We start from the raw sequence: 25,049 nt of genomic DNA on the forward strand, positions 1-25,049 counted from the left end.
CCGGGATGGCCGCGGTTCTCGCCAGCTGGTTGCTCATCCCTGTCCCCGGAGCCTTCGCCGCACCGGCCCCGGCCATCGAACAGGCGGCGTCCGCCCAGAGCATCGCGGCCCTGCCCGCCGCCTACCGCGTCAACATCACCATGCAGGCCCAGGAGAAGACCAACTGGTGCTGGGCCGCCGCAGGCAACACCATCGCCGCCTGGCACGGCCTCTCGGTCAGCCAGAACCACTTCTGCGCGCTGGCCAAGAACCGGGCCACCGGCTCGGCCTGCCCCAACGACCAGGCCCACCTCGGCGAGGTGCAGAACGCCCTGCGCAGGCTCAACTTCACCAACCCAGGCCAGTACCTGAGCAACACCCTGAGCTACGCGGGCATCCAGCAGCAGACCGCGGCCGACCAGCCGGTCGAGACCCGCATCGGCTGGCAGTCCGGCGGTGGCCACATGCACGTGCTCTACGGCTACGACACCACCAAGAGCTGGGTGTACTGGGGCGACCCGTGGCAGTCCAGCAATCGCTACAACTGGGCCACCTACAACTACTACCGCAGCAACTCGAGCTTCACCTGGACGCACACGCTGACCGGGATCAGGAGGTGAGCGCGATGCGCGGGATCACCAGGACGCTCGTGACCGCGGCACTGGGCGCGGGCCTGCTGCTGGCCAACGGCTGGGGCGCCAGCGCGGCGCCGGCGGCGAACGAGCCCTCGGCCCAGGACCTGGCCGCGGCGGCCCAGGTCGCGGACAGCCCCTCGGTGCGGGCCACCCTCGGCAAGTTCTTCCAGGCCGACCCGAAGAACTCCTCCACCGGCGGCCTGTCCTCCACCGGTGGCGCGCCCGGCCTGGACGCGGAGATCGCGGTCGCGCCGCGGCCGGTGCCGGTCTACCAGCTCGCCAAGGACTTCGTGGCGGGCCGCGGCCAGGCGCCCGGCGCGCTGGCCTACGTCGCGGTGCCGGCCACCGGCGCGGGTGGTGTGCGCGCGACGTTGTGGACGGTGCGGGACGAACGCGGGAGCTGGCAGGTCGGCAACATCGCCTCCGGTGACCGGGAACGCCAGTTCGCCGACAAGCTGCCGCAGGGCGCGTACCTGTTGCAGGAACCGCAGATCGACGCCTGGTACGCCGTGCAGGGTGACACCGTCCGCCGCCTCGACGGCGACGGCGCGAGTGTCTCCATCGCGGACTACCAGCGCGCCGTCGCCGCCAAGTACGGCGACAAGCAGGCCGACTCGAACTACGCCCAGCGCGGCCAGGCCGGTGGTTACGGCTACGCCGCTCCCGCGACCGAGGGCGGCTCCCTGCCGCTGGTCCTCGTGTTGCTGGGCTCCCTGCTGGTGATCGGGTTCGGCTCGGTGTTCCTGCGCCGCAAGGCGTAGCGAACACCAGGAGTCCCACGGGGCGGGTGTTGCCCGGAAGCCCCCGCCCCGTGGGACTCATCCCCGCGTCGGGTTAGATGACGGCGTGGGTCGACTGGTGGTCATCGAGGGTCTGGACGGCGCGGGCAAGCGCACGCTCGCCGACGCGCTCACCGCGGAACTGACCAGGCTGGGCAGGACGGTGGCCCGGCGGGCCTTCCCCCGCTACGGCGAGGACGTGCACGCCGACCTGGTCCGGGACGCGCTACAGGGCCGCCTCGGCGACACCGTGGACTCGGTCTACGCGATGGCCGTGCTCTACGCGCTGGACCGGCGCGGCGCCGCCGACTCGCTGCGCGCCGACCTGGCCGCGCACGACGTGGTCCTGCTGGACCGCTACGTCGCCTCCAACGCCGCCTACTGCGCGGCCCGGCTGCACCAGGACGCGCACGGCGAGTTCGTCGGCTGGGCCTACGACCTGGAGATCCGCCGCTTCGGCCTGCCAGTGCCCGACCTGCACCTGCTGCTGCAGGTCCCGGTCGAGGTGGCCGCGGCCCGCGCGGTGCACCGGGAGGCGGTGGAGGCCGACCGGGCCCGCGACTCCTACGAGACCGACGCCGGCCTGCAGGCCCGCTGCGCCAAGGTCTACCAGCAGCTGGCCGCCGAGCACTGGCTGGCCGACTGGCACGTGGTCGACGGCGTCACCGAGGTCGATTTCGCCCGTCTGGCCGCCCGGACCCTCGGTTCGAGCTAGAACGCGCCGACCAAATCTCCACCCCATCGGGTGATTTCCGCGTCCAGGTCCAGTGGCAACGTCGTGGGGTTGGCCCGCATCTCCGCTGTCACCTTGGGCAACGGAACCAGCCAGGAAACCTCGAATTCCAGCCCGTCCGGGTCCTTGGCGTAGAGCGCCTTGGTTGTGATGTGGTCCGAGGCCCCCACCAGCGCGCCCACCGTGCGCAATCGGTTGGCGTACTCGGCCAGCTCGTGCAGCGTGCCCACCGACCAGGCCAGGTGGTAGAGCCCCACGCTGTCCCGGCCCGCGGTGGACGGGCCCGCGTGGTCGCCGATCTGGAACAGGCCGAGATCGTGGTCGTTGTCGGATCCCTCGGCCTGCAGGAAGGCCGCGCCGGGGAACTGGTGCACCACCCGGAAACCGAGAATGTCCTGGTAGAAGGCCAGGCTGCGGGTCACGTCGCGGACGTAGAGGACAGCGTGGTTGAGACGCCGGATGGCCATCGAGGTTCCCTCCACTGGTAGTTCAATGTTCAACTTACCGCCGGATAGGTTGACAAAGTTGACTCGATTGGTCGCAAATCGGTAACGCGGGGCAATGGGCGAGCGCTGTAGGCGGTGAACGGCAACGTTGCCGGGGCCGTCGGGCGGGAGGTCGTGATGGACAGGCACACGCGAATAACTCTGGGTAACCGCCCGATCGGGCAGTCGATGGGCCCGCCGGGGGCTCAATCGATAACGAACGGGTCTGCAAACGGCGGCAATGGTCAACGGGTGGTTCGCACCCGGGTAGCGGGCAGTGGAAACATGTGGCCAATGAAGGCGCGCGTACTCGTGGTGGATGACGACCCTGCGCTGGCGGAGATGTTGACCATCGTGCTCCGCGGGGAAGGCTTCGACACCGCCGTCGTCGGGGACGGGACGCGGGCATTGCCCGCACTCCGCGAGCTCAAACCGGACCTTGTCCTGCTGGACCTGATGCTGCCAGGAATGAACGGCATCGACGTCTGCAAGGCCATCAGGTCCGAATCAGGCATCCCCATCGTCATGCTCACAGCCAAGAGCGACACCGTGGACATCGTGCTCGGCCTGGAATCCGGGGCCGACGACTACGTGGTGAAGCCGTTCAAGCCGAAGGAGCTGGTCGCCCGCATCCGGGCCCGGCTCCGCCGCACCGAGGCCGAACCGGCCGAGGTGCTCGCTATCGGCGATCTGACCATCGACGTGCCAGGCCACGAGGTCACCAGGGAGGGGAAGGCGATCCAGCTGACCCCCCTGGAATTCGACCTCCTGGTCGCGCTGGCCCGCAAGCCACGCCAGGTGTTCACCCGCGAGGTGCTCCTGGAACAGGTGTGGGGTTATCGGCACGCGGCGGACACCCGGCTGGTGAACGTGCACGTCCAGCGACTGCGCTCGAAGGTGGAGAAGGACCCGGAACGTCCGGAGGTCGTGCTGACCGTCCGCGGCGTGGGGTACAAGGCCGGTCCGCCGTGAGGCGCGCCGCCGTGACCGTCCTGAGTGGACGGTCGTGACGGCCCTCCAACGTCGGTTCCCGACCCTGGTCCGCCGGTGCAAGCGGCTGGTGTACCAGGGTCGGCGACGCTGGCTGGCCTTCGCCGCGCTGTGGCGCCGTTCGCTGCAGCTGCGGGTCGTGGTGAGCACCCTCGCGCTGTCCTCCGCCGTGGTCTTCGTGCTGGGCATCGTGCTGCAGACGCAGGTCACCGACCGGCTGATGAACGCCAAGGAGGCCGCGGCCATCGCGCAGGCCTTCCGCAGCGCCGATGTGGTGCAGCGGGAGCTGCTGGCCATCGACCCGGCCAGCACGGAGGCCATCTCGGCCAGGCTGGCGGGCGCGCTGGCCAAGCTGACCAGCCCGAACCTGGAACGCGATGTGGCCAACCCGGCCGCTGGCGCGTTCGAGCCGGTGCTGGTCGACGGCGCGGCCACGCCGGTCACCCCCGGCGCCCGCCCGGCCTACGCCGGTCCCTACAACGACGTGCCCGTCCAGCTGCGCAACGACGTCCAGCAGGACAAGAAGGCCACCCAGATCGTCACGGTGACCAGGGATTCCGGCAAGGTCACCCTGCTCGTGGTCGGCCTGCCGGTGGCCAGCGCCGGCCGTGCGCTGCAGCTCTACCTGCTCTTCCCGCTCACCGCCGAACAGCGCACCGTCGGGGTGGTGCAGTCCACCCTGGGCATCGGCGGCCTGGTGCTGCTGTTCCTGCTGGCTGGCATCACCAACCTGGTGACCAGGCAGGTGGTCCGCCCGGTGCGGCACGCCGCCGAGGTCGCCGAACGCTTCGCCGACGGCAAGCTGGACGAGCGGATGGACGTCGTCGGCGAGGACGACGTGGCCAGGCTGGCCGACTCCTTCAACGAGATGGCCGCCAGCCTGCAACGCCAGATCCAGCAGCTGGAGGAGTTCGGCCAGCTCCAGCGCAGGTTCACCTCCGACGTCTCGCACGAGCTGCGCACCCCGTTGACCACGGTCCGGATGGCCGCCGACGTGCTGCACGCCTCCCGGGAGCAGTTCCCGCAGGGCCTGGCCCGCTCCACCGAGTTGCTGGTGGCCGAACTGGACCGGTTCGAGGCGCTGCTGGCCGACCTGCTGGAGATCAGCAGGCTGGACGCGGGCGTGGCCGATCTGTCCGTGGACGCCATGGACGTGCGCAGCATCGTGCAGCGCGCGGTCGACTCGGTCCGGGTGATCTCCGGCAAGGCAGGCGTCCCGGTCGAGCTGTACCTGCCGGAGACCGAGGTCACCGCCGAGGTGGACGCGCGCAGGCTGGAACGCATCCTGCGCAACCTGCTGGCCAACGCGATCGACCACGGCGAGGGCCGCCCGGTGCAGCTCCAGCTGGCCGCCGACCGGCACGCGGTGGCCTTCACCGTCCGGGACTTCGGCGTCGGGCTGCGGCCGGGCGAGGCCGAGCTGGTCTTCACCCGGTTCTGGCGGGCCGACCCCTCCAGGGACCGGCAGACCGGCGGAACCGGTCTCGGACTCTCGATCAGCATCGAGGACGCGCACCTGCACGGTGGCAGACTGGACGCGTGGGGTGAACTGGGGGAGGGCGCCTGCTTCCGGCTGACCCTGCCTCGCATCCAGGACGTCGAACTGCACAGTGGCAGTCCGCTGCCGCTGCCCCCGCCGATCCCGAACGCGGGCCGCCCGCCGGCCGCGGTCGCGGTGACCGCGGGACCCGGAGGAGACGAGGACCAGCGCGAATGACCCGGCGAGTGCTGTTGGCGGCCTGCGCCATCGGCGGTGTGCTGCTGTTCACCGGCTGCGCCGCCATCCCGGAGTCCGGCAACCCCAAGCCGATCAACGCCACCACCGGGGACACCGCGCGCACCCCCGAACCGGCCGGTCCCAAGGGCGCGGAGGACGCGGCCGCGCTGGTCCGCAACTTCGTCGGCGCCTCGGCCAAGCCCGAGGGCAAGCGGGCCGAGGCCCGGCAGTACCTGGTGCCGCCGCTGAACAACTCCTGGGACGGCAACCGGGCGCTGACGGTGATCGAGGACAACTTCAGCACCCAGGTGCTGGCCGACGCGGGCAGCGGGGACAGCCAGCTGGTGACCGTCCGGGGCCGCCGGATCGGCCAGCTCGGCACCGACAGCGTGTTCACCGCCACCACCGACGCCCTCGACCTCGAACTGACCGTGAAGGTGGCCAAGCAGAAGGACGGCCAGTGGCGGATCCAGGAGCCGCCGGCGGAGATCCTGGTCGCGCGCGAGGACCTGGACGCCAACTACAAGCAGGTCCGGCTGGCCTTCCTCGACCCCGGCGGTCCCTCGATCGTCCGGGACACCCGGTACATCCCGTTGCGCCCCAACAGTTCCATGCCGCAGCGCACGATGGAGCTGCTCATCCTCGGGCCGGCCGCCGCCCTGCGCAACGCGGTGCGCACCGCGCTGCCCGGCGGGGCGAACCTGGTCACCAACGTCACCGAGGACTCCGGCGGCGCGATGGAGGTCAACCTCTCCGGGCTCAACGAGCTGTCCAAGGAGGACCGGCAGCTGGTCGCCGCGCAGGTGGTGATCTCGCTGCAGGCGGTGTCCAACAGCCGGATCCGGCTCAAGACCGACGGCGTGCCGATGTTCCCGGAGAAGCACGAGTGGCGGCCGGGGGATGTCTCCCGGTACGAGAACAACTTCGCGCTCAGCCCAGAGGCCAAGGACCTGGCCGTGGTCAACGGCGTGCTCCGGTACCTGCCCGGCGGGGAGCCCTTCCCAGGGCAGGCGGGCGACGGCGCGCTGTCCGTGGTGACCGCGGCCCAGTCGATCAAGGGCGACCGGATCGCGGTGGTGTCCCGCTCGGGCAGCAAGGTGACGCTGCGGGTGGGCCCGCCGGGCAACCTGAAGCTGGTGAGCCTGGCCGCGGACGAGCTGTCCCGGCCGACCTGGCGGCCGGACGGGGCCGAACTGTGGACGGTGGTCGATCACAGCACGGTCATGCAGGTGGTGGAACAGGGCGGCAACTGGAAGGCACTGCGGGTCAACGCGGAGGAGCTGGCCAAACTCGGCGAGCCCATCACCGACCTGCGGCTGTCCAGGGACGGCATCCGGGTCGCGGCGGTGGTCGGCGGCAAGCTGATGGTCGGCTCGGTGGTCAGGGAGGGCGGCGAGGCGGCCAGCATCCGCTCGGTGCGTCAGCTCGCGGCCGGCGCGCTGGCCACCGTGATCGGGGTGGACTGGGCGCAGTCCGACCAGCTGGTGGTGGCCACCGCTGGCTCCTCGGGCCAGGTGGTCCGGGTGCAGGCGGACGGGCAGAGCTGGCAGCGGTTCCAGTCCACCAACCTCTCGCCCGAGTTCACCGCGATCACCGCGGCGCCCGGCAGGGCCATCCTGGTCGCGGACCGGCGCGGACTCTGGACCACCCAGGGCCCGGAAGAGCTGTGGAACCAGGTCTCCCCGACGCTGCCCTCGGGCGTGGTTCCGTTCTATCCCGGCTGAGCTGGGCTTTGTGGACAACCCAGGGTCCTGTCCTGGGATCTGTGGACAACTCCGGGCCTGTGGATGGGCGATTGGGGTGAGTCGCCGATCCGCGGCAGGCTGAACGGGTGCTGACCGCCCTGCTCGACCTCCTGCTCCCACGACTGTGCGCCGGCTGCTCCCGGGCCGGCACGCCCTGGTGCGTGCCCTGTCGCGCCCGCTTCGACTCTCTCTACCGGGTCCGGCTCGGTTTGCCCAGGCTGCCGCCGGTGCACGTGCTGACGGAATATTCCGGGGCAGCGCGGGCGACGGTGCTGGCCTACAAGGAACGCCGCCGCCGCGATCTGGCCGCCGGACTCGGGCTGGCGCTGGCCGCCGCGATCCCCCGGCTGCCCCGCGGCAGTCCGGATCCGGCGGGGCGCTGGTGGCTGGTGCCCGCACCCTCCCGGAGCACGGCGGCCAGGGCCAGGGGTGGCTCGCACACGCTCAGGCTCACCGCGAGCATCGCCACGCACCTCGAACGAGCGAGCAGCGTCCCCATCCTGGGGCTCGACAGAACGGCCACAGACTCTGTTGGGCTCGGCCCCGGCGAGCGGTTGGCCAACCTGCGGGACCGGGTACACCTGAGCGGGCGATGGCGGTTGCCGCCGGGTACGCCGGTGCTGCTGGTTGACGACGTTGTCACCACCGGCGCGACCGCGGCCGTCTGCAGCTCGGTGCTGCGTGCCGCGGGGCTGCGGGTGACCGGGTTGCTCGCCCTGACCGGACCGGCCGGACGGCTTGAACCAGAGCTGGACACCAAGAAAACCCTGAGAAAAACCCGCAGGTCGGCGGGTCGGGGAACGTCTGGACGGCGTGAGCCGTTCGCCGAGTATGAGCCCGCGCAAACCCCCGTTCGGAGTATCGGGACTTCAGACAACGGTCTGCAATCCCATCCCCCGATCGAGTGATGGTGAGGAGGGTTTGACGATCACCTGGGTGATCTTCGAGGAGAGCCGCAGGCCAGCTCTGGCCCCTGTTTGGTCGCGCACAGTCACGGCGTGCGGGGGATTGACGTCCTCCGTACAGGGGGCTGTTGCCTTCGGAGAAGCCGGGCTAACGTGCTCCGCTATCAGCGACTCCGGGCTTTGGGGAGGAGGCGAACAGCCCATGGACCTGGCGCCGGCAGGGAGCTGACTACCTCCGTCAGTTATCGGCGCCGCAATGACCACTTTTCTGGCAACACCGCGCGACGCAAGGGAGGTCGTGTATGGACATCGTCGTCAAGGGCCGTAACGTCGAGGTGCCTGATCACTACCGGGAGCACGTCACCGACAAGCTCTCCCGACTTGGACGTTACGACAGGAAAGTCATCAGCTTCGACGTCGAACTCTTCCACGAACCCAACCGCAGGCAGATGAAGAACTGCCAGCGAGTGGAGATTACCGGAAAGGGTCGAGGCCCCGTCATCCGGGCCGAAGCATGCGCAGGCGACTTCTACGCCGCCCTCGACGCGGCCGTCAGCAAGCTGGAGGGCCGACTCCGCAAGGCGCATGACCGACGCCGTGTGCACCACGGCCGGCATGCCCCCAAGTCCGTTGCCGAGGCGACCGCGGCCACCGCCGCCAACCTCGTGCACGAGATCGACCACTCCGCCGGAAACGGCCAGCAGCAGCGGTCTCGGACCGCGCTGCTCGAAGCCACCGACCTCCCCTCCGGTGACGCCCAGGTGCCTGAACAGCGCTGGGACAGCGACCAGTACGAGGACTACCTGCCTGGCCGAGTGGTCAGGGAGAAGGAGCACCCGGCCAAGCCCATGACTGTTGACCAGGCCCTCTACGAGATGGAACTGGTCGGACACGACTTCTACCTGTTCGCCTGCGCCGACAGCGGACGACCCAGCGTCGTCTACCGCCGTCGCGGCTTCGACTATGGCGTCATCCGCCTCGCCTGACCTCCCTCCCTACCAGCCCTAGCCATCCGATGGCCCCCGTTCGGCTGAATGCCGCACGGGGGCCGTCCGCTGTCCACCCCCGGGCGGAGGTAGTCGAACACCGTATTGCCGCACTCTGGGCAGGCTGCCGGGTTTCTGGTTTTCTGGAGTTCATGGCGGCCGGTGTTGGCTGGTTGCCTACGATGACGTCAAGGCGTCCTGTCCAGGGGCGCATCCGATCAGCTAGTGAGGTCGACCTCGGATGGTCCTGTCCCGACTGCTCCGCGCCGGAGAAGGCAAGACGCTCAAGCGACTCCGCTCGATCGCGACACACATCGACTCACTCGAGGACGATGTGGTCGAGTTGTCCGACGCTGAGCTGCGCGGGAAAACCGAGGAGTTCAAGAAGCGGTACATCGACGGCCAGACCCTGGACCAGCTGCTCCCGGAGGCCTTCGCGGTCGCCAGGGAAGCGGCGAAGCGGGTGCTCGGCCAGCGGCACTACACCGTCCAGCTCATGGGCGGCGCCGCACTGCACCTCGGCCAGATCTCGGAGATGAAGACCGGTGAGGGCAAGACCCTGACCTGTGTTCCGCCCGCGTACCTCAACGCGCTCTCCGGCGACGGCGTGCACGTGGTCACGGTGAACGACTACCTGGCCAAGCGCGACGCGGAGTGGATGGGCCGGGTGCACCGCTTCCTGGGCCTGGAGGTCGGGGCGATCCTGTCCTCGATGACCCCGGACCAGCGCCGCACCGCCTACCACGCGGACATCACCTACGGCACGAACAACGAGTTCGGCTTCGACTACCTGCGCGACAACATGGCCTGGAGCCTGGAGGAGTGCGTCCAGCGCGGCCACAACTTCGCCATCGTCGACGAGGTGGACTCGATCCTGGTCGACGAGGCCAGGACGCCGCTGATCATCTCGGGTCCGGCCGACCAGTCCTCGCGCTGGTACCAGGAGTTCGCCCGGATCATCCCGCTGATGAAGAAGGACGTGCACTACGAGGTCGACGAGCGCAAGCGCACCGTCGGCGTCTCGGAGGAGGGCGTCACCTTCGTCGAGGACCAGCTCGGCATCGAGAACCTCTACGAGGCGGCCAACACCCCGCTGGTGGGCTACCTCAACAACGCGATCAAGGCCAGGGAGCTGTTCCTGCGGGACAAGGACTACATCGTCCGCGACGGCGAGGTGCTCATCGTCGATGAGTTCACCGGCCGCGTGCTGGCGGGCCGCCGCTACAACGAGGGCATGCACCAGGCCATCGAGGCCAAGGAGAAGGTGGAGATCAAGGCCGAGAACCAGACTCTGGCCACGATCACCCTGCAGAACTACTTCCGGCTCTACGACAAGCTCTCCGGCATGACCGGTACCGCGCAGACCGAAGCGGCCGAGCTGCACCAGATCTACAAGCTCGGCGTGGTGCCCATCCCGACCAACCGGCCGATGCTGCGCAAGGACCAGGGCGACCTGATCTACAAGACCGAGCCCGCCAAGTTCGAGGCGGTCGCCGAGGACATCGCCGAGCGGCACGAGAACGGCCAGCCGGTGCTGGTCGGCACCACCAGCGTGGAGCGCTCGGAGTACCTGTCCAAGCTGCTGGTGCAGAAGGGCATCCCGCACGAGGTGCTCAACGCCAAGCACCACGAGCGGGAAGCCGCGATCATCGCGCTGGCCGGGCACAAGGGCGCGGTCACGGTGGCCACCAACATGGCAGGCCGGGGCACCGACATCATGCTCGGCGGCAACCCCGAGTTCATGGCCGACATGGAGCTGCGGGCCCGCGGCCTTGACCCGGTGACCACCGCGGAGGAGTACGACAAGCTCTACCCGAAGGCCGTCGAGGAGGCCAAGGCCGCGGTCAAGGCCGAGGCCGAGGAGGTCCGCGACGCCGGTGGCCTGTACGTGCTGGGCACCGAGCGGCACGAGTCCCGCCGGATCGACAACCAGCTGCGTGGCCGCTCCGGCCGGCAGGGCGACCCTGGCGAGTCCCGGTTCTACCTCTCCCTCGGCGATGAGCTGATGCGGCGGTTCAACGCCAGCATGGTCGAGATGGTGATGACCCGGCTGAAGGTGCCGGAGGACGTGCCGATCGAGGCCAAGATGGTCAGCAAGGCCATCCAGAGCGCGCAGACCCAGGTCGAGCAGCAGAACTTCGAGATCCGCAAGAACGTCCTCAAGTACGACGAGGTCATGAACAAGCAGCGCACGGTGATCTACGCCGAGCGCCGCCGGGTGCTGGAGGGCGAGGACCTCCAGGAGCAGATCTCGAACATGATCACCGACACGGCCACCGCCTACGTCGAGGGCGCCACCGCCGGCGGCTACTCCGAGGACTGGGACCTGGAGCAGCTCTGGACCGCGCTGCGCACCCTGTACCCGATCACGCTGGACTGGAAGAAGATCCTGGAAGAGGAGGAGGACGTCGACAAGGAGAAGCTGACCCAGCTTGTCGTCGCCGACATCGTCCAGGCCTACCAGGACCGCGAGACCGAGATCGAGAGCCGGGTCGGCGAGGGCGCCATGCGCGAGCTGGAGCGCCGGGTGCTGATGTCGGTGCTGGACCGCAAGTGGCGCGAGCACCTCTACGAGATGGACTACCTCAAGGAGGGCATCGGCCTGCGCGCGATGGCCCAGCGCGACCCGCTGATCGAGTACCAGCGCGAGGGCTTCGACATGTTCAACGCCATGCTGGAGGCGTTGAAGGAGGAGTCGGTCGGCTTCCTGTTCAACCTGCAGGTCGAGGCGGTGGAGCCGGAGGACGCGCCGGAGCCCGAGCCGGAGCCGGAGCCCGACAACGGCCCGCCGACCACCATCCTGCCGATCATCCAGCCCATGGAGGCCCCCGCGGGCCCGGCCATGAGCCAGCTGGACGCCGGCACCCAGATCCCGCCCGCCCTGCGCGGCAAGGGTCTTGGCGGTCCAGGCCAGCAGCACCTGACCTACTCGGGCCCGACCGAGGACGGCGGCGTGGAATCCCACGGCGACCCCGATGACGACGACGCGGGCGGCACCCGCCGCGAACGCCGCGCCGCCGCCCGCGCCGCGAACAAGAAGCGCCGCCGCTGACCCAGGGCGCCCGAACGCAGGGCACCTGACCAACAGCGCACCCGAACGCGGCGCCCGGTCCACCACGGACCCGGGCGCCGCGTTCGTCATGCCCGGCCCAGCCCAGCCCGGCCCGGTCTCGCCCGCGCGGCTCGCGCCGCGGCGCGCGCTCACAACAGCGCCAGCGCCGTCGCCACCCACTCCTCGTCCCGGCACTCCAGCCGCCCCGCGATCGCCCGCACCCGGCCCGCTCGGGTGGCCGTGCCGTTGGCCTCGATCACCCGCCACACCGGCGAGTGCACGTGCACCGTGCGCAGCCGGTAACTCACCGGCCCGCCCGGTCGCCTGGCCAGGAACGACTCGAACACCCGCCTGCTCACCAGCGGGCGCAGCTGCCACAGCGGCCGGTGTCCGCCCAGCACCTCCAGCGCGACCACGAACAACCGCCAGACCATCTCCCGCCGCGGATCCGGTGGTGGGGCCTGCGGTTTGCGCCACAGGTCCAGGGTGAGCTGGGCCGGGTCGTGGGCGCGCGGGATCGGGATGATCATGCTCAGCTTGTGCAGGCGGGGGCGGGGCAGTTCCTCACAGCGCATGCCGAACAGAGCCGCCAGCGGCCGGGTGGATACCTGGAGCACCCGATGAGGTGATCGACCTAAGCTGGTGCCGTGGACCTTGTCGCACTGCTGGTCGACTACGGCGGCGTGCTCACCGACTGGGGCGATGACCCCGCCGCGTCCGAACCACCCTTGCTCGGGGTGCTCCGCCGGGCCAGAGCCGCCGGGCTGCGCACCGCGCTGCTGTCCAACGCCGAGGGGCCGGGGCCGGATCCGGACAGTCCGTTCGGTGCGCTGTTCGACACCATGGTGCTCTCCGGCGAGGTGGGCGTCAGAAAGCCCGACGAGCGGGTCTACCGGCTGACCGCGGACCGGCTGGGGCTCGCGCCTGGGCAGTGCGTGTTCGTCGACGACCTGCCGGGCAACGTCCGGGCGGCCGCGGCCACCGGGATGGTCGGCGTGCACCACACCAGCGTGGCCCGCACGGTGGAGGAGCTGGAGACGTTGTTCGCGCTGAAACTAGGCGGGTAGCCGGGCCAGGGCGGCCTTGGCCGCGTCCACCAGCTTCTGGTCGTCCGCGATCACCGTCTTGAGCCTGATCTCCACCAGGTACTTCTGGGTGGCCACGTAGATCGTGCCGCCGTCGATGATCTGCGCGGCCGGGTGGTAGACGGCGGAGAGGCCGACCCCCTCCAGCTTGCGGCTGATCAGCACGTTCTGGTTGATCCGGGTGATCAGGTCCGGGGTGCTGGGTCCGGCCGAGCCGTAGATGTTGATCCAGCCGCTGTACCGGTCGCCGTCGGCGGCGTCGTAGTAGCAGCTGCGCGCGGGGCCCTGACCCTCCAGCTCGACCAGGGCGTTGCGGCCGGTCCGGGTCGGCTTGTCGATCATGGTGGTGAATTCCTCGGCGCTGAGCAGGCACTCATCGGCCACCACCCCGGTCACCAGCGGGACCGAACTCAGCGTCTGCGGCGAGACCGAACCCGGCGGCGCGGTGTCCGGCGGCACGGTGCCGGTGCTCCTGGTGGAGCCCAGCGCCATGTTGTCCGGCAGCTCGGCGGTGCCGGGGATGACGTTCATGCATCCCGCGAGGACCACACCGGCCACCGCCAGCGGTACCAGGGCGGTCAGCAGTTCACGGCTCGCACGCACGCCACCCACGGTAGGCGAGGCTCAGTGAGATCCCCGTCTGACCAGCTCGAAACACAGCACCGCCGCCGCGGTGGCCACGTTGAGCGACTCCACCCCGCCCGCCATCGGGATCGACACCCAGCCGTGCACCTGCCTGGCGACCTCCGGGGACAGGCCCGAGGTCTCCCCACCCATGACGAAGGCGACCCGGCGCGGGAAGTTCGCGGTGAACAGGGTGTCCTTCGCCCCGGCGTCCATGCCGAAGAGCCGGTACCCGGCCGAGCGCAGGTCACTGGCTGCCTCGCCGGCGGTGACCGCCTTGAGGATCGGCGCGTGGAAGGCCACCCCGGCCGATGCCTTGACCACCAGCGGGTCGATGCTGGCCACGCCCCGGCGCGGCACCACGATGCCGCCGATCCCGGCCGCGGTCGCCGCGCGCAGGATCATGCCCACGTTCGCCGGGGTGGTGATCCCGTCCAGCAGCAGCACCGAGTCGGGCAGCCTGCCGGTGCTCAGCGCCGAGGCCAGCGTGCGCATCCTGGTGGCCACCACATCGGCCAGCACGCCCTGGTCCTGCTTGCCGTTGCCGGCCAGCACCTTGACCCGCTGGCCGCTGGCCCGCTGCACCTGGACCCCGCGCCGGGCCGCGGCGTTGAGGATCTCCTGGGCGGCCGGGCCGCGGGCGTTGTCGGCGAGCATGACCTTGTCGACCTCGAGCCGGTCGTCGGCCAGGGCCTCCAGCACCGGTTTGCGGCCGTAGACGGTGACGAACCGATCTTTCGGGGAGACAGCTTCCTGCACGAAGGCACAGGTTACGCGTTCAGCAGATCCGATCACCGGTCCGCACCCGCCCGCCGGTGTGCCAGGATCGCTGACATGCCGGACCGGTTGTCTGCCCTGGACGCGTCCTTCCTCTACCTGGAGGACTCGACGACGCCCATGCACGTCGGTGGTGTCGCGGTCTTCCGCCGCCCCCGTTCGGGCTTCGACTACGACCGGCTGGTCGGTCTGATCGAGCAACGGCTCGGCCTGGTGCCGCGGTACCGGCAGCGGGTCACCCAGGTGCCGGGCAGGCTGGCCCGCCCGGTGTGGACCGACGACCCGGAATTCGACATCACCTACCACGTGCGCCGCTCGGCCCTGCCCAAACCGGGCAGCGAGGCCCAGCTGCACGAGCTGGTCGCCAGGCTGATGTCCCGGCCGCTGGACCACACCCGCCCGCTGTGGGAGGTCTACCTGGTCGAGGGCCTGGCCAAGAACCGGGCCGCGGTGATCACCAAGACGCACCAGGCCATGGTCGACGGCGCGGCCGCGATCGACCTGACCCAGGTGATCCTGGACGTCTCGCCCTCGCCCCGGCAGGCGGGCGAGGAGCTGTGGATGCCGCAGCCGGAGCCGAGCACCGCCCAGCTGGTGCTGGACGCGATGGCCGAGATCGTGCAGCGGCCGGGCGAACTGGTGGAGAACATGCGGGCGGCCGCGCTGGACGCCGCGGCCACCGTGCGCAAGGTCACCGACGCGGTCGGCGGCCTGGCCTCCGCGGTCGGCACCGCCTACCGGCCGGCCCCCGGCAGCCCGCTCAACGCCCGGATCGGCACCCAGCGCCGGTACGCGGTGGCCCGCACCCAGCTGGAGGACTACCGCGCGGTCCGCCGTCGGCACGGCGGCACGGTCAACGACGTGATCCTCACCGTGCTCACCGGCGCGCTGCGCACCTGGCTGCTCTCCCGCGGCGAGGCGGTGACCTCCTCGACCACCATCAGGGCGATGGTCCCGCTCTCGGTCAGGGAGACCGAGGGCGGCGTCAACGGCGCGGGCAGCAGCGTTGGCGGCAACGCGGTCTCCTCCTACCTGGTGGACCTGCCCGTCGGCGAGCCGAACGCGGTGGTCCGGCTGCACCACGTCAGCCACGCCATGCGCGCGCACCAGGAATCCGGCCAGTCCGTCGCGGCCGACGCGATCGTTCGGCTGTCCGGGTTCGCCCCGCCCACCCTGCACGCGCTGGGCGCCCGTGCGGCCAGCTCGTTCTCCCGGCGGATCTTCAACCTGGTGGTGACCAACGTGCCGGGGCCGCAGTTACCGCTCTACGCCGCTGGAGCGAGGATGATGGAGATGTTCCCGGTCGTCCCGTTGGCGATGAACCAGGCACTGTCCATCGGGGTCACCTCCTACGACGGCGGTGTCTACTTCGGACTCAACGCCGATCGGGACGCCATGTCGGATGTGGACGTGCTCGCGAGCATGGTCGAGGAGTCCTTGGAGGAACTTGTGGGAGCGGTCTCGGCATGAGGGTCTACCTTCCGGCGACAGTGCCGATGTTGCGCAAGCTGGTCGACAGCGGCGAGATCACCGCGATCGGCGGCACGGCCTTCGCGCTCACCCCGATGCTGCGGGAGTCCTACGCGGCCGGGGACACCGAGGAGCTGGAGTACGCGGCGATGACCGAGGCATCCCGTGCCTCGCTACGCCTGATCGCGGCCGAACTGGAGAACGGGGACAAGCCGCCGCTGCGCCGCGCGGTGGTCTCCGCCGACATCGAGGGCGTCACGCTGCGGCCCGACCTGGACTACGCCGTGGTGAAGCTGCCCGGCGTGGTGAAGCTGTCCGAGGTGGCCGCGGTGCACGTGGACGGCCCGGACGCCGAGGACGCGGTCCGGGACGCCTCCGGGGTGGTGGACGCGGCCGATCTGGGTGATCCGGACGCCGAGTTCCTGCTCGGCGAGGCCGAGGACCACGAGCTGCAGTGGTACGCCACCCAGGAGCTGCCGTTCCTGCTGGAGCTGATGTAGCCCCCGTCACTGTGCGCTGGTCGGCTACCTGCCGGTACGGATGCGAGGATGGGCCGTACCGACCCGTCCCATGTCTCGCGCAAGGAGGCGCCTCACCATGGACGCCATCACGTCCGTCCCGGCCCCGGTCAACGAGCCTGTTCGCGGCTACGCGCCCGGCTCTCCCGAGCGGGCCTCGCTCCAGCGGCGGATCGCCGAGCTGGAGGCCGAGCAGCTCGAGCTGACCATGACCATCGGCGGCCAGCAGCGGATGGCCGGTGGCGACCGGATCAACGTGGTCCAGCCGCACGACCACCAGCACGTGCTGGGCGTGACCGGCCAGGCCACCAACGAGGATGTCGCGCAGGCCGTTGCCGCGGCCAAGGACGCCGCGCCCGCGTGGCGGGACCTGCCCTTCGACGAGCGGGCCGCGGTGCTGCTGCGCGCCGCCGACCTGCTGGCCGGACCGTGGCGGGACACCATCAACGCGGCCACCGTCCTCGGCCAGTCCAAGTCGGCCCAGCAGGCCGAGATCGACGCCGCCTGCGAGTTCATCGACTTCCTGCGCTTCAACGTGCAGTTCGGCCGCCAGCTCATCGCCGAGCAGCCGATCTCCGCGCCGGGCATGTGGAACCGGTTCGACCACCGGCCGCTGGACGGCTTCACGGTGGCCATCACCCCGTTCAACTTCACCGCCATCGCGGGCAACCTGCCGCTGTCCCCGGCGCTGATGGGCAACACCGTGGTGTGGAAGCCCTCGCCGACCCAGCAGCTGGCCGCGCACCACACCATGCGGCTGCTGGAGGCCGCCGGCCTGCCCGCAGGCGTGATCAACCTGGTCACCGGTGACGGGCACGCGGTGAGCGAGGTCGCGCTGACCGACCCCGAGCTGGCCGGGCTGCACTTCACCGGCTCCACCGCGACCTTCAAGGCGCTGTGGAAGAACATCGCGGGCAACCTGGACAACTACCGCAGCTACCCGCGCCTGGTCGGCGAGACCGGCGGCAAGGACTTCATCGTCGCGCACCCCTCGGCCGACCCGACCGCCGTTGCGGTGGGCGTGGTGCGTGGCGCGTTCGAGTACCAGGGCCAGAAGTGCTCGGCCGCGAGCCGCGCGTACCTGCCGCGCTCGCTGTGGGAGGGCGGCCTGCGTGAGCAGATCGCCGACCTGACCAAGCAGATCACCTACGGCGACGTCACCGATTTCAGCTACTTCGGTGGCGCGGTCATCGACGCGCGGGCCTTCGCCAAGCACAAGGCGGCCCTGACCAAGGCCGCGGCGGACCCGACCATCGAGGTTCTGGCCGGTGGCACCTGCGACGACTCGGTCGGCTACTTCGTGCAGCCGACCGTGCTGGTGGGCACCGACCCGCTGAACGAGGTGTTCACCACCGAGTACTTCGGGCCGATCATCGCGGTGCACGTCTACGAGGACGCCGACTACGCCAAGGTGCTCGAACTCGCCGACAACAGCACCCCGTACGCGCTCACCGGGGCGATCTTCGCCACCGACCGGGTCGCGATCGAGCAGGCGCACCAGGCGCTGCGGTTCAGCGCGGGCAACTTCTACGTCAACGACAAGCCGACCGGCGCGGTCGTCGGCCAGCAGCCCTTCGGCGGCAGCCGCGGCTCCGGCACCAACGACAAGGCCGGTTCGGTGCTGAACCTGCTGCGCTGGACCAGCCCGCGCTCCATCAAGGAGACCTTCGTGCCGCCGACCTCCACCGGCTACCCGCACATGGGCTGAGCCTGACGGCACAACGTGAAACGGCCCGCCGCGAGTTGATCGCTGGCGGGCCGTTCTCCGTTGGTTCAGCCCGCGGATACGCCGATCTGCGCGGCCGGGGGCGCGGCGATCTCCACCGGCTTGCCCCAGTCCTGGAACTTCGCGTCCACGGTGGAGGTGAACTCGACCTTGCCGGACTCGGTGGCCCGCCAGCGCAGCGGCAGGTTGTTCGCGTCCAGCCACACCTCGTGCTTGAGCGCGCTGCGGTTGAGCTTGATCTTGGACTCGAAGTTGCCCTTGACGAACTTGTCGGTGGTGGCCGCCACGACCTTGGCGTAGTCCACGGTGATCGTGTACTTGGTCGCGGCCACGCCGTCGACCTGCTCGGGGACCGGCGCGTCGAACTGCCCCGCTGTGCCGAAGTGCGCGATGCCCCGGCTCGGGTCGCTCGCCTCGGTCATCCGCACCACGACCGGCGTCATCACCTTCGAGAAGAGGTCGTCGCCGCCCGCCTTGACCTGCCGCCACGGCTTGCCGGGGGTCTCCTTCTCGTTGTCGGCGGTCTGCAGGAAGAACTCCGTGGGCAGCTGCACGACGGTGGTCTTGCCCTCGCCGTCCTCCGCGACCAGCAGCGAGGAGACCTTGCCGCCCTCCTCGAACCGGAGCTGGGTCTTGGTCTTGGCGGACTCGGCGGGCTTGCGCGAGTCGGCGGCGGCGGTGCTCAGGTGCACCGTCTTCTTCGCCAGCATGGCCGCGTTGACCGCGGTGACGAACTCGGTGACGTTGGTCAGCTTGGCCGCGGCGGCCGCTGAGGTGGCCGCCGAGGAGGTGGCCGGGGCGCTACTGGACGGTGCGGCGCCGCCGGAGCAGGCGCCCAGCGCGGTCAGCAGCAGGACGCTGGTGGTGGCGAGCAGGGGTCGACGCATGATGTTTCCCTTTTTTCCGTGACCGGATCAGCGAACTTGCTTGGCGGGCGGCGCCACGATCTCGACCGGTTTGCCCCAGTCCGAGTAGAGGATGTCGGTGCTGGCCGGCTGGCCGTTGGTGCGCAGCTCCAGCGTTGACCAGCGCAGCGGCAGGTGGTCCGCGCTGAGCCAGATCTCGTGCTTGGCCGAGGTCCGGCCCTTGTCGAGCCGCCGCTGCAGCTGGAGTCTCGCCGCCTTGTCCGTGACGGTGGTGATGGCCTTGGCCAGGTCGACGGTGAAGGCGTACTTGACCACCCGGACGCCGTTCAGCTCGTCCTGGGTCACGCCATCCAGGTTGGCCTGGGCGAGCAGGCCGATGTGCCTGCTCGGTTCGGCCAGCCAGGACACCCCGCCCTTGATGATCTTGGAGACGTACTCGAGTTCCGGGTCGTCCTCATCGTTGATCCGCAGCCACGGCCTGGCCGGGAAGTCCTCTTCGGAGTTCTTGGACTTGGCGAAGGTCCCCTCCGGCAGGCTGACGATGATCATGGGGTTGTGGCTGGTGGCCGTGTCGTCGTAGTGCGTGGACACCCGGTCGCCCGGCTCGTGCCGGAGCAGAACCCGGGGGCGGACGGAGCCCACGTACCCGCTGTCCGGGTCGGTGATCGCGCCGGAGAGGCTGGCCGTCTTCTTCTCCCGCATGGCGGCGGTGACCTTGCTGATGAACTCCGCCGGATTGCCGAACTTGGGCAGCTCCGGCACCACCGGGGCGGCCGGGGTGCTCGCGCACCCGGACAGGAGCAGTGCGCTCGCCGTGGCGAGCAGCAGTCGACGCATGGTGTTTCCTCGCGCTGCGCGAGAGATCCCCCCTGTGGAACCCCCCTGAGAACCAACCCGGGCTCGCAGTACGACGCCACGACGTCCCCCCTGGTCGTCGCAGGCGTCGTACCGCTGCCCTCCCCCCAGCAGCCGGCCGGTCAAGGCCGGCGAGCCTGCTGGTGTTCCCCCCTGGAGAAGAACCTAAACAAACCCGCTGACGCCTCGCTGTCGTCGCACTAGCCGCGACGACAGCGGGCCGGTTAGCTGGGGGATCGGGTCACTTCTGGATCTGCGCGGCGGGCGGCGCGGTGATCTCCGCGGCCTTGCCCCAGTCGGTGAAGCGGGTGTCGGTGATGGTGGGCTTGCCGCCGAGGCCGGTGGGCCAGGTGCGCTGCCAGCGCAGCGGCAGGTTGTCCGCGGTCAGCCAGATCTCGTGCTTGACGCTGGTGATGCCGGACTTCACGTCGGACTCCAGCTGGACCTGCTGCTGGAGGTCGCTGGTGGCCGCGGCGACCTTGGCCAGGTCCACGGTGATCGTGTAGCGGGTGGTGGCGGTGCCGTCCACGGTTTCCTCGGCGGTGGCCTCCAGCTTGCCGCCGGTGCGGAACCAGGCCAGCTGCTGGGTGGGCAGCGCGGTCTCGGCCAGGGTCTTCACCTCGATCAGCTCGCCGCTGTTCTGGCGGTCCCTGGTGGACTTCTCGCTGAGCAGCCGCCACGGCTTGGCCGGGTCCGCCTTGGTCGAGGCCTGGTCCTTGGCGTAGGTGGTCTCGCCCAGCACCACCGCGCTGAGGGCGATCGCGGCGAGCTTGGGGTTCTCCCCGGTCACCGTGAAGGAGACCTGCTCGTCCTCGAAGCGCACCGCTGCGGTGGCCTTGGTCGCGACGTTCGCGATCGGGGTGTCCACGGTGGTGTTCGCGGCGGCGGTCTTCTTGCCGCGCATCGCGGTGGTGATGGCGGTGGCCAGCGTGGTGGCGTCGGTGGGCTTGGCCACCGGCGGCGCGGCCGAGGTGGCCGCCGGGGTGCTGGACGGCGCGGGCGCCGGTGGCGGCGTGGGCGTGCCGGAGGTGCAGGCGGCCAGAGCGGTCAGCAGTACCAGGCCCGAGACAGCGGGCAGCGTCGTACGCAAGATGTTCCCCCAGTGAATGCGCGTCACGACGCCCCGGTGTCCCCCATGGTCACCGTCGACGTCGTGTCCGCCACCGTACGCGCGCCCGGCCCGGTACGCCCGGGTTTTCGCCGGTCCGCTCAGTCGACCAGCTCTTCCTTGCCTGATTTGGAGACCAGCAGCCTGCGCAGCGAGACGATCCGGTCCGCGGTCGGGCCGCCCTTGGCGAGCAGCGTCTCCAGCGCGCAGTCCGGGTCGGCTGGCGGGCCGAGGTGGCCGCAGTTGACCGGGCATTCCTCGGCGGTCTCGGCCAGGTCGTCGAAGTGCTTGACCAGGTCATCCGGCTTCACGTGCGCCAGGCCGAAGGAGCGGATGCCGGGGGTGTCGATCACCCAGCCGCCCACCTCCACCGGCAGGGGCAGGGCCAGGGTGGAGGTGGAGGTGTGCCTGCCCTTGCCCACCCCGCTGACCGCGCCGGTGGCCCGGTCCACTCCCGGCAGCAGCTTGTTGACCAGGGTGGACTTGCCGACGCCGGAATGCCCGACCAGCGCGGAGACCTGTCCGGCCAGCAGCCTGCGCAGTTCGGCGGGCTCCTCGTCGAAGCGGGTCACCACCACGTTGAAGTCCAGGCCGGAGTAGGCGGCGAGCAGCGCTTCGGCGCCCGCCAGGTCGGCCTTGGTCAGGCACAGCACCGGGGCCAGCCCGCCCGCGTAGGCCGCGACCAGGCAGCGGTCGATGAAGCCGGGCCGGGGCGGCGGATCGGCCAGCGCGACCACGATCACCAGCTGACTGGCGTTGGCCACCACCACCCGCTCGAAGGCGTCGGTGTCATCGGCGGTGCGGCGCAGCACGCTGCTGCGCTCGGCCACCCGCACGATCCTGGCCAGGGTGTCGGTCTGGCCCGAGATGTCCCCGACCAGGTCGACCCGGTCGCCGACCACGATCGGCGTGCGGCCCAGCTCGCGGGCGCGCATCGCGGTGACCTTGCGGTCAGGGTCGTCGCCGACCGCGCAGGTCCACCGGCCGCGGTCCACGGTGATCACCATGGCCTGCTCGGCGTCAGAGTGCTTGGGTCGTTGCTTGCTGCGGGGCCGGGTGCCCTTGGTGGGGCGCACCCGCACATCGGACTCGTCCAGGTTGCGCCAGCCCTGCTTCACCGCGGAACCCCGATCACCCGGCGACCCCGACCGGCTGGCCGAGCATGGCGGTCCACATCCCGCGGAAGTCCGGGATGGTCTTGGTGGTGCTGAGGATGTCGTCGACCACCACGTCTGGCACCCGCAGGCCGAGGATGGCGCCCGCGGTGGCCATCCGGTGGTCGGCGTAGGCCTGCCACGGCCCGCCGGTGAGCGGACGGGGCTGGATGCGCAGGCCGTCCTCGGTCTCCTCGACCTCGGCGCCCAGGTTGCCCAGTTCGGTGCGCAGTGCGGCCAGCCGGTCGGTCTCGTGGCCGCGGATGTGCGCCACCCCGCGCAGCTGCGAGGGCCCCTCGGCCAGCGCGCACAGTGCCGCGATGGTCGGGGTCAGCTCGGAGACGTCCCGCAGGTCGGCGTCGATGCCCTGCAAGCGGTCGGGCCCGCGCACGGTCAGGCCGTCGGCGGTCAGTTCGACCTGGCAGCCCATCCTGGTCAGCAGCTCGCGGATGCCGTCCCCGGCCTGGGTGGTCTCACTCGGCCAGTGCGGCACGGTGACCTCGCCGCCGGTGACCGCGGCCGCGGCCAGGAACGGGGTGGCGTTGGACAGGTCCGGCTCGATCACCACGTCGTGCGCGGCGATCGGACCGGGCAGCACGGTCCAGACATCGGCCTGGGCGGTGTCCACGATGACCCCGGCCGCGCGCAGCATCGCCACGGTCATCTCGATGTGCGGCAGCGAGGGCACCGGCTTGCCGCTGTGCCGGACGATCACGCCCTGGTCGTAGCGGGCGCCGGAGAGCAGCAGCCCGGAGACGAACTGGGAGGAGCCGGAGGCGTCGATGGTGACCTGGCCGCCGCCGAGACCGCCCTGCCCGTGCACGGTGAACGGCAGCGCGTCGCCGGTGATCTCCGCGCCGAGCGCGCGCAGCGCGTCCAGCACGGTGCCCATCGGGCGCAGCCGGGCGTGCGGGTCGCCGTCGAAGCGGATCTCACCGTCGGCCAGCGCCGAGACCGGCGGCAGGAAGCGCATCACGGTGCCCGCCAGCCCGCAGTCCACCTCGGCCGGACCGGCCAGCGGGGCGGGGGTGATCGTCCAGGAGCCGTCGGCCGGGTTGTCGGCCACCCCGACACCGAGCGCGCGCAGGGCCTGGGCCATCAGCAGGGTGTCCCGGCTGCGCAGTGGCGCGTGCAGGGTGCTGACGTCCTCGGCCAGCGCGGCGATGACCAGGGCCCGGTTGGTGATCGACTTCGAGCCGGGGACCGGGACGGTCGCGCGCACCGGACCCTCGGCCAGGGGTGCGGACCACGGAGTGCTGACGGTGGCGTTCACCCGCACATCGTCCCCTATCCCGCTGAACAGCCTCTGAACAGCCTCGATTCGTTCCGGTTTGCCGCTACCTTGCCGCGCAAGGTACCTTGCGTCCGTGAGCACCGATGCGCAACTCCTCGCCCAGCTCCGCCGGGGCGTGATCGAGCACTGTGTGCTGGCCCTGCTGGACCGGGGTCCCCGCTACGGCTTCGACCTGGTGCGCGCGCTGGCCGCGGTCGAGGGCCTCGGCACCACCGAGGGCACGATCTACCCGCTGCTGTCCCGGCTGCGGAAGGACGGGCTGCTGGAGACCAGCTGGCAGCCCTCGGACCAGGGCCCGCCGCGTCGCTACTACGAGCTGACCGGGCCGGGCCGGACCGCACTGGAGGGATTCCGCCGCCACTGGCGCAGTTTCAGTGCCGCGGTGGACCAGGTTCTCGAGGGAGAGAAATGAACGCCCTGAGCCATCCGATCACCGAGGACTGGCTGGCGCGCTTCGACCGCGCCGCCGCCGCACTGCCCCAGCCCCGTCGCGGTGAACTGCGTGCCGAGCTGGTCGAACACCTGGACGCGCTGATCGCCGAGGGCGAGCCGGACCTGGCCGCCGCGGTGGCGCGGCTGGGCGATCCGGCCGAGATCGTGGCCGCCGAGGGCGCGCCGGCGGTGTCCGCCGCCCAGTCCCGCGCGGCCACCGGCCTGCTGCTGTTGCCGCTGACCGGCCTGCTCTACCTGGTCCCCGCGCTGCCACCGGGTTTGCTGAACATGGCGGTGATCCTGCTGGCCGCGATCACCGTGCTCACCCTGGTGCTGCGTTCCGGCGCGGCGGCGAGCGCCCGAGCACTGGGGGTGCTCGGCGCGCTCGCGCCGCCGCTGGCCGGACTCGGCGGCATCCTGGACAAGGTCTTCCAGGCAGGCGTGAACCCCGGGGTGAACCTGCCGCTGGGGCCGGGCAAGGAACTGTCCGTCTCCTGGCACACCGATCCGTGGCTGGCCGCGCTCGGGCAGCTCGCGCTGCTGGTACTCGGCCTCGGCCTGCCGGTGCTGGCCGGACTCCGCCTGCGCCGCCCGGCCGCCGCCGATTCCCGGCTGTTCCTTGGCGGGCTGGCCCTGCTGCTCACCGCGCCGGTCGGGCTGGCCACCGCGCTGCTGCTCTCCGGCGCGCGCCGCGACCGGGAGGTCAGCACGCTGGTGGGCACCCCGCTGATCGTGCTGGCCGGGGTGGCCGGCGTGCTGTTGCTGGCCGTGGGCGCGCTGCTGGTGACCAGGCCCGGCCTGGCGCTGACCGCCAAGGTGCTGATCGCGCTGGCCGTGGTCACCGCGCCGATCGGGGTGGTGCTGCTCGCCCAGCACACCACGAGCAACAACGGGATCCTCCGCCAGACCGCGCTGTACCCGCTGCCCGCCGACCCGGAGGAGCGCCGCAGGCTGGGCTCCGCCTGGTACGACGAGGCCCAGGCCCAGACCATCCCGGCCACCGCGTACGCGCCCGGCCCGGCCTGGGTGCCCGCCGACCGGAACCTGCGGCTGGGCCTCGGCCTGCTGTTCGTGGTCGCGCTGCCCCTGCTGGCCGCCTGGCGCACCGGCGTCGCCAGGCGGTGACGGCCCCGC

At 70.8% G+C, this 25,049-nt stretch carries 24 protein-coding genes; 15 read left to right on the plus strand and 9 right to left on the minus strand.

Annotation, left to right across the window (positions count from 1 at the left end; translation table 11 throughout):
* Nucleotides 1–5: 5 nt before the first annotated feature.
* The 3 genes from HNR67_RS09860 (at nt 6) to HNR67_RS09870 (ending at nt 2,108) form a co-directional block, all read left to right on the plus strand.
* Nucleotides 6–599: a papain-like cysteine protease family protein gene (locus HNR67_RS09860; RefSeq protein ID WP_185010434.1), complete on the plus strand. Its 594-nt coding sequence runs from the start codon at nt 6–8 to the stop codon at nt 597–599.
* Nucleotides 596–1,375 (plus strand): hypothetical protein, encoded by a 780-nt coding sequence (locus tag HNR67_RS09865; protein ID WP_407645123.1) that lies wholly within the window; start codon nt 596–598, stop codon nt 1,373–1,375. The genes HNR67_RS09860 and HNR67_RS09865 overlap by 4 nt, the downstream gene beginning before the upstream one ends.
* 85 nt (nt 1,376–1,460) lie before the next feature.
* Nucleotides 1,461–2,108, plus strand: coding sequence for a dTMP kinase (locus HNR67_RS09870; RefSeq protein WP_185001745.1), 648 nt, complete (start codon nt 1,461–1,463; stop codon nt 2,106–2,108).
* On the opposite strand, the gene HNR67_RS09875 is transcribed toward HNR67_RS09870, so the two are convergent.
* Nucleotides 2,105–2,593, minus strand: coding sequence for a VOC family protein (locus HNR67_RS09875; protein ID WP_185001746.1), 489 nt, complete (start codon nt 2,591–2,593; stop codon nt 2,105–2,107). The genes HNR67_RS09870 and HNR67_RS09875 overlap by 4 nt on opposite strands.
* 312 nt (nt 2,594–2,905) lie before the next feature.
* Between HNR67_RS09875 and mtrA the strand changes: the two genes are divergently transcribed.
* The 6 genes from mtrA (at nt 2,906) to secA (ending at nt 12,006) form a co-directional block, all read left to right on the plus strand.
* Entirely contained in the window at nt 2,906–3,583 is a 678-nt protein-coding gene (gene mtrA, locus HNR67_RS09880; RefSeq protein WP_221489828.1) for an MtrAB system response regulator MtrA, read from the plus strand.
* Nucleotides 3,584–3,617: 34 nt separating this feature from the next.
* Entirely contained in the window at nt 3,618–5,318 is a 1,701-nt protein-coding gene (gene mtrB, locus HNR67_RS09885; RefSeq protein WP_185001748.1) for an MtrAB system histidine kinase MtrB, read from the plus strand.
* Nucleotides 5,315–7,042 (plus strand): LpqB family beta-propeller domain-containing protein, encoded by a 1,728-nt coding sequence (locus HNR67_RS09890; RefSeq protein WP_185001749.1) that lies wholly within the window; start codon nt 5,315–5,317, stop codon nt 7,040–7,042. Before mtrB ends, HNR67_RS09890 begins: the two co-directional genes overlap by 4 nt.
* 107 nt (nt 7,043–7,149) lie before the next feature.
* On the plus strand, nt 7,150–7,971 hold the full coding sequence (locus HNR67_RS09895; protein ID WP_185001750.1) for a ComF family protein: 822 nt from the start codon (nt 7,150–7,152) through the stop codon (nt 7,969–7,971).
* A gap of 299 nt (nt 7,972–8,270) precedes the next feature.
* Nucleotides 8,271–8,954, plus strand: a complete 684-nt coding sequence (gene hpf, locus HNR67_RS09900; RefSeq protein ID WP_185001751.1) for a ribosome hibernation-promoting factor, HPF/YfiA family — start codon at nt 8,271–8,273, stop codon at nt 8,952–8,954.
* Nucleotides 8,955–9,195: 241 nt separating this feature from the next.
* Nucleotides 9,196–12,006, plus strand: coding sequence for a preprotein translocase subunit SecA (gene secA / locus HNR67_RS09905; protein ID WP_185001752.1), 2,811 nt, complete (start codon nt 9,196–9,198; stop codon nt 12,004–12,006).
* 149 nt (nt 12,007–12,155) lie between these two features.
* On the opposite strand, the gene HNR67_RS46170 is transcribed toward secA, so the two are convergent.
* Nucleotides 12,156–12,623, minus strand: a complete 468-nt coding sequence (locus HNR67_RS46170; protein WP_185001753.1) for an Rv3235 family protein — start codon at nt 12,621–12,623, stop codon at nt 12,156–12,158.
* A 30-nt stretch (nt 12,624–12,653) separates the two neighbouring features.
* Here HNR67_RS46170 and HNR67_RS09915 point away from each other — a divergent pair, with 30 nt between their 5' ends.
* The gene (locus tag HNR67_RS09915) at nt 12,654–13,073 is read left to right on the plus strand and encodes an HAD-IA family hydrolase (protein WP_185001754.1); all 420 of its coding nucleotides are present in this window, start codon (nt 12,654–12,656) and stop codon (nt 13,071–13,073) included.
* On the opposite strand, the gene HNR67_RS09920 is transcribed toward HNR67_RS09915, so the two are convergent.
* Nucleotides 13,062–13,694, minus strand: coding sequence for a hypothetical protein (locus HNR67_RS09920; protein ID WP_185001755.1), 633 nt, complete (start codon nt 13,692–13,694; stop codon nt 13,062–13,064). The genes HNR67_RS09915 and HNR67_RS09920 overlap by 12 nt on opposite strands.
* Nucleotides 13,695–13,715: 21 nt before the next feature.
* A complete protein-coding gene (locus HNR67_RS09925) occupies nt 13,716–14,474 on the minus strand; it encodes a TrmH family RNA methyltransferase (RefSeq protein WP_185001756.1) in 759 nt (252 codons plus the stop codon).
* A 75-nt stretch (nt 14,475–14,549) separates the two neighbouring features.
* Here HNR67_RS09925 and HNR67_RS09930 point away from each other — a divergent pair, with 75 nt between their 5' ends.
* The 3 genes from HNR67_RS09930 (at nt 14,550) to pruA (ending at nt 18,188) form a co-directional block, all read left to right on the plus strand.
* Entirely contained in the window at nt 14,550–15,962 is a 1,413-nt protein-coding gene (locus HNR67_RS09930; protein WP_185001757.1) for a WS/DGAT/MGAT family O-acyltransferase, read from the plus strand.
* Nucleotides 15,959–16,462 (plus strand): DUF6912 family protein, encoded by a 504-nt coding sequence (locus HNR67_RS09935; protein ID WP_185001758.1) that lies wholly within the window; start codon nt 15,959–15,961, stop codon nt 16,460–16,462. The genes HNR67_RS09930 and HNR67_RS09935 overlap by 4 nt, the downstream gene beginning before the upstream one ends.
* Before the next feature lie 97 nt (nt 16,463–16,559).
* Nucleotides 16,560–18,188 carry an L-glutamate gamma-semialdehyde dehydrogenase gene (gene pruA, locus HNR67_RS09940; protein ID WP_185001759.1) on the plus strand — a complete coding sequence of 543 codons (1,629 nt, stop codon included), beginning with the start codon at nt 16,560–16,562 and terminating at the stop codon, nt 18,186–18,188.
* A gap of 65 nt (nt 18,189–18,253) precedes the next feature.
* Here pruA and HNR67_RS09945 read toward each other — a convergent pair whose 3' ends face one another.
* From HNR67_RS09945 to aroA, 5 genes are all read right to left on the minus strand, one after another.
* Complete coding sequence (locus HNR67_RS09945; RefSeq protein ID WP_185001760.1) at nt 18,254–19,093, minus strand: hypothetical protein; 840 nt, start codon at nt 19,091–19,093, stop codon at nt 18,254–18,256.
* Between the two features lie 27 nt (nt 19,094–19,120).
* Nucleotides 19,121–19,909: a hypothetical protein gene (locus tag HNR67_RS09950; RefSeq protein WP_185001761.1), complete on the minus strand. Its 789-nt coding sequence runs from the start codon at nt 19,907–19,909 to the stop codon at nt 19,121–19,123.
* Between the two features lie 259 nt (nt 19,910–20,168).
* Nucleotides 20,169–21,017: a hypothetical protein gene (locus HNR67_RS09955; RefSeq protein WP_185001762.1), complete on the minus strand. Its 849-nt coding sequence runs from the start codon at nt 21,015–21,017 to the stop codon at nt 20,169–20,171.
* Between the two features lie 119 nt (nt 21,018–21,136).
* A complete protein-coding gene (rsgA, locus tag HNR67_RS09960) occupies nt 21,137–22,153 on the minus strand; it encodes a ribosome small subunit-dependent GTPase A (protein WP_185001763.1) in 1,017 nt (338 codons plus the stop codon).
* A 13-nt stretch (nt 22,154–22,166) separates the two neighbouring features.
* Nucleotides 22,167–23,462, minus strand: coding sequence for a 3-phosphoshikimate 1-carboxyvinyltransferase (aroA, locus tag HNR67_RS09965; RefSeq protein ID WP_312986900.1), 1,296 nt, complete (start codon nt 23,460–23,462; stop codon nt 22,167–22,169).
* A 94-nt stretch (nt 23,463–23,556) separates the two neighbouring features.
* Here aroA and HNR67_RS09970 point away from each other — a divergent pair, with 94 nt between their 5' ends.
* Nucleotides 23,557–23,895 (plus strand): PadR family transcriptional regulator, encoded by a 339-nt coding sequence (locus HNR67_RS09970; RefSeq protein WP_185001764.1) that lies wholly within the window; start codon nt 23,557–23,559, stop codon nt 23,893–23,895.
* Nucleotides 23,892–25,040, plus strand: coding sequence for an HAAS signaling domain-containing protein (locus HNR67_RS09975; RefSeq protein ID WP_185001765.1), 1,149 nt, complete (start codon nt 23,892–23,894; stop codon nt 25,038–25,040). The genes HNR67_RS09970 and HNR67_RS09975 overlap by 4 nt, the downstream gene beginning before the upstream one ends.
* Nucleotides 25,041–25,049: the final 9 nt, after the last annotated feature.

The sequence above is a fragment of the Crossiella cryophila genome, from assembly GCF_014204915.1.
Lineage (GTDB): Bacteria > Actinomycetota > Actinomycetes > Mycobacteriales > Pseudonocardiaceae > Crossiella > Crossiella cryophila.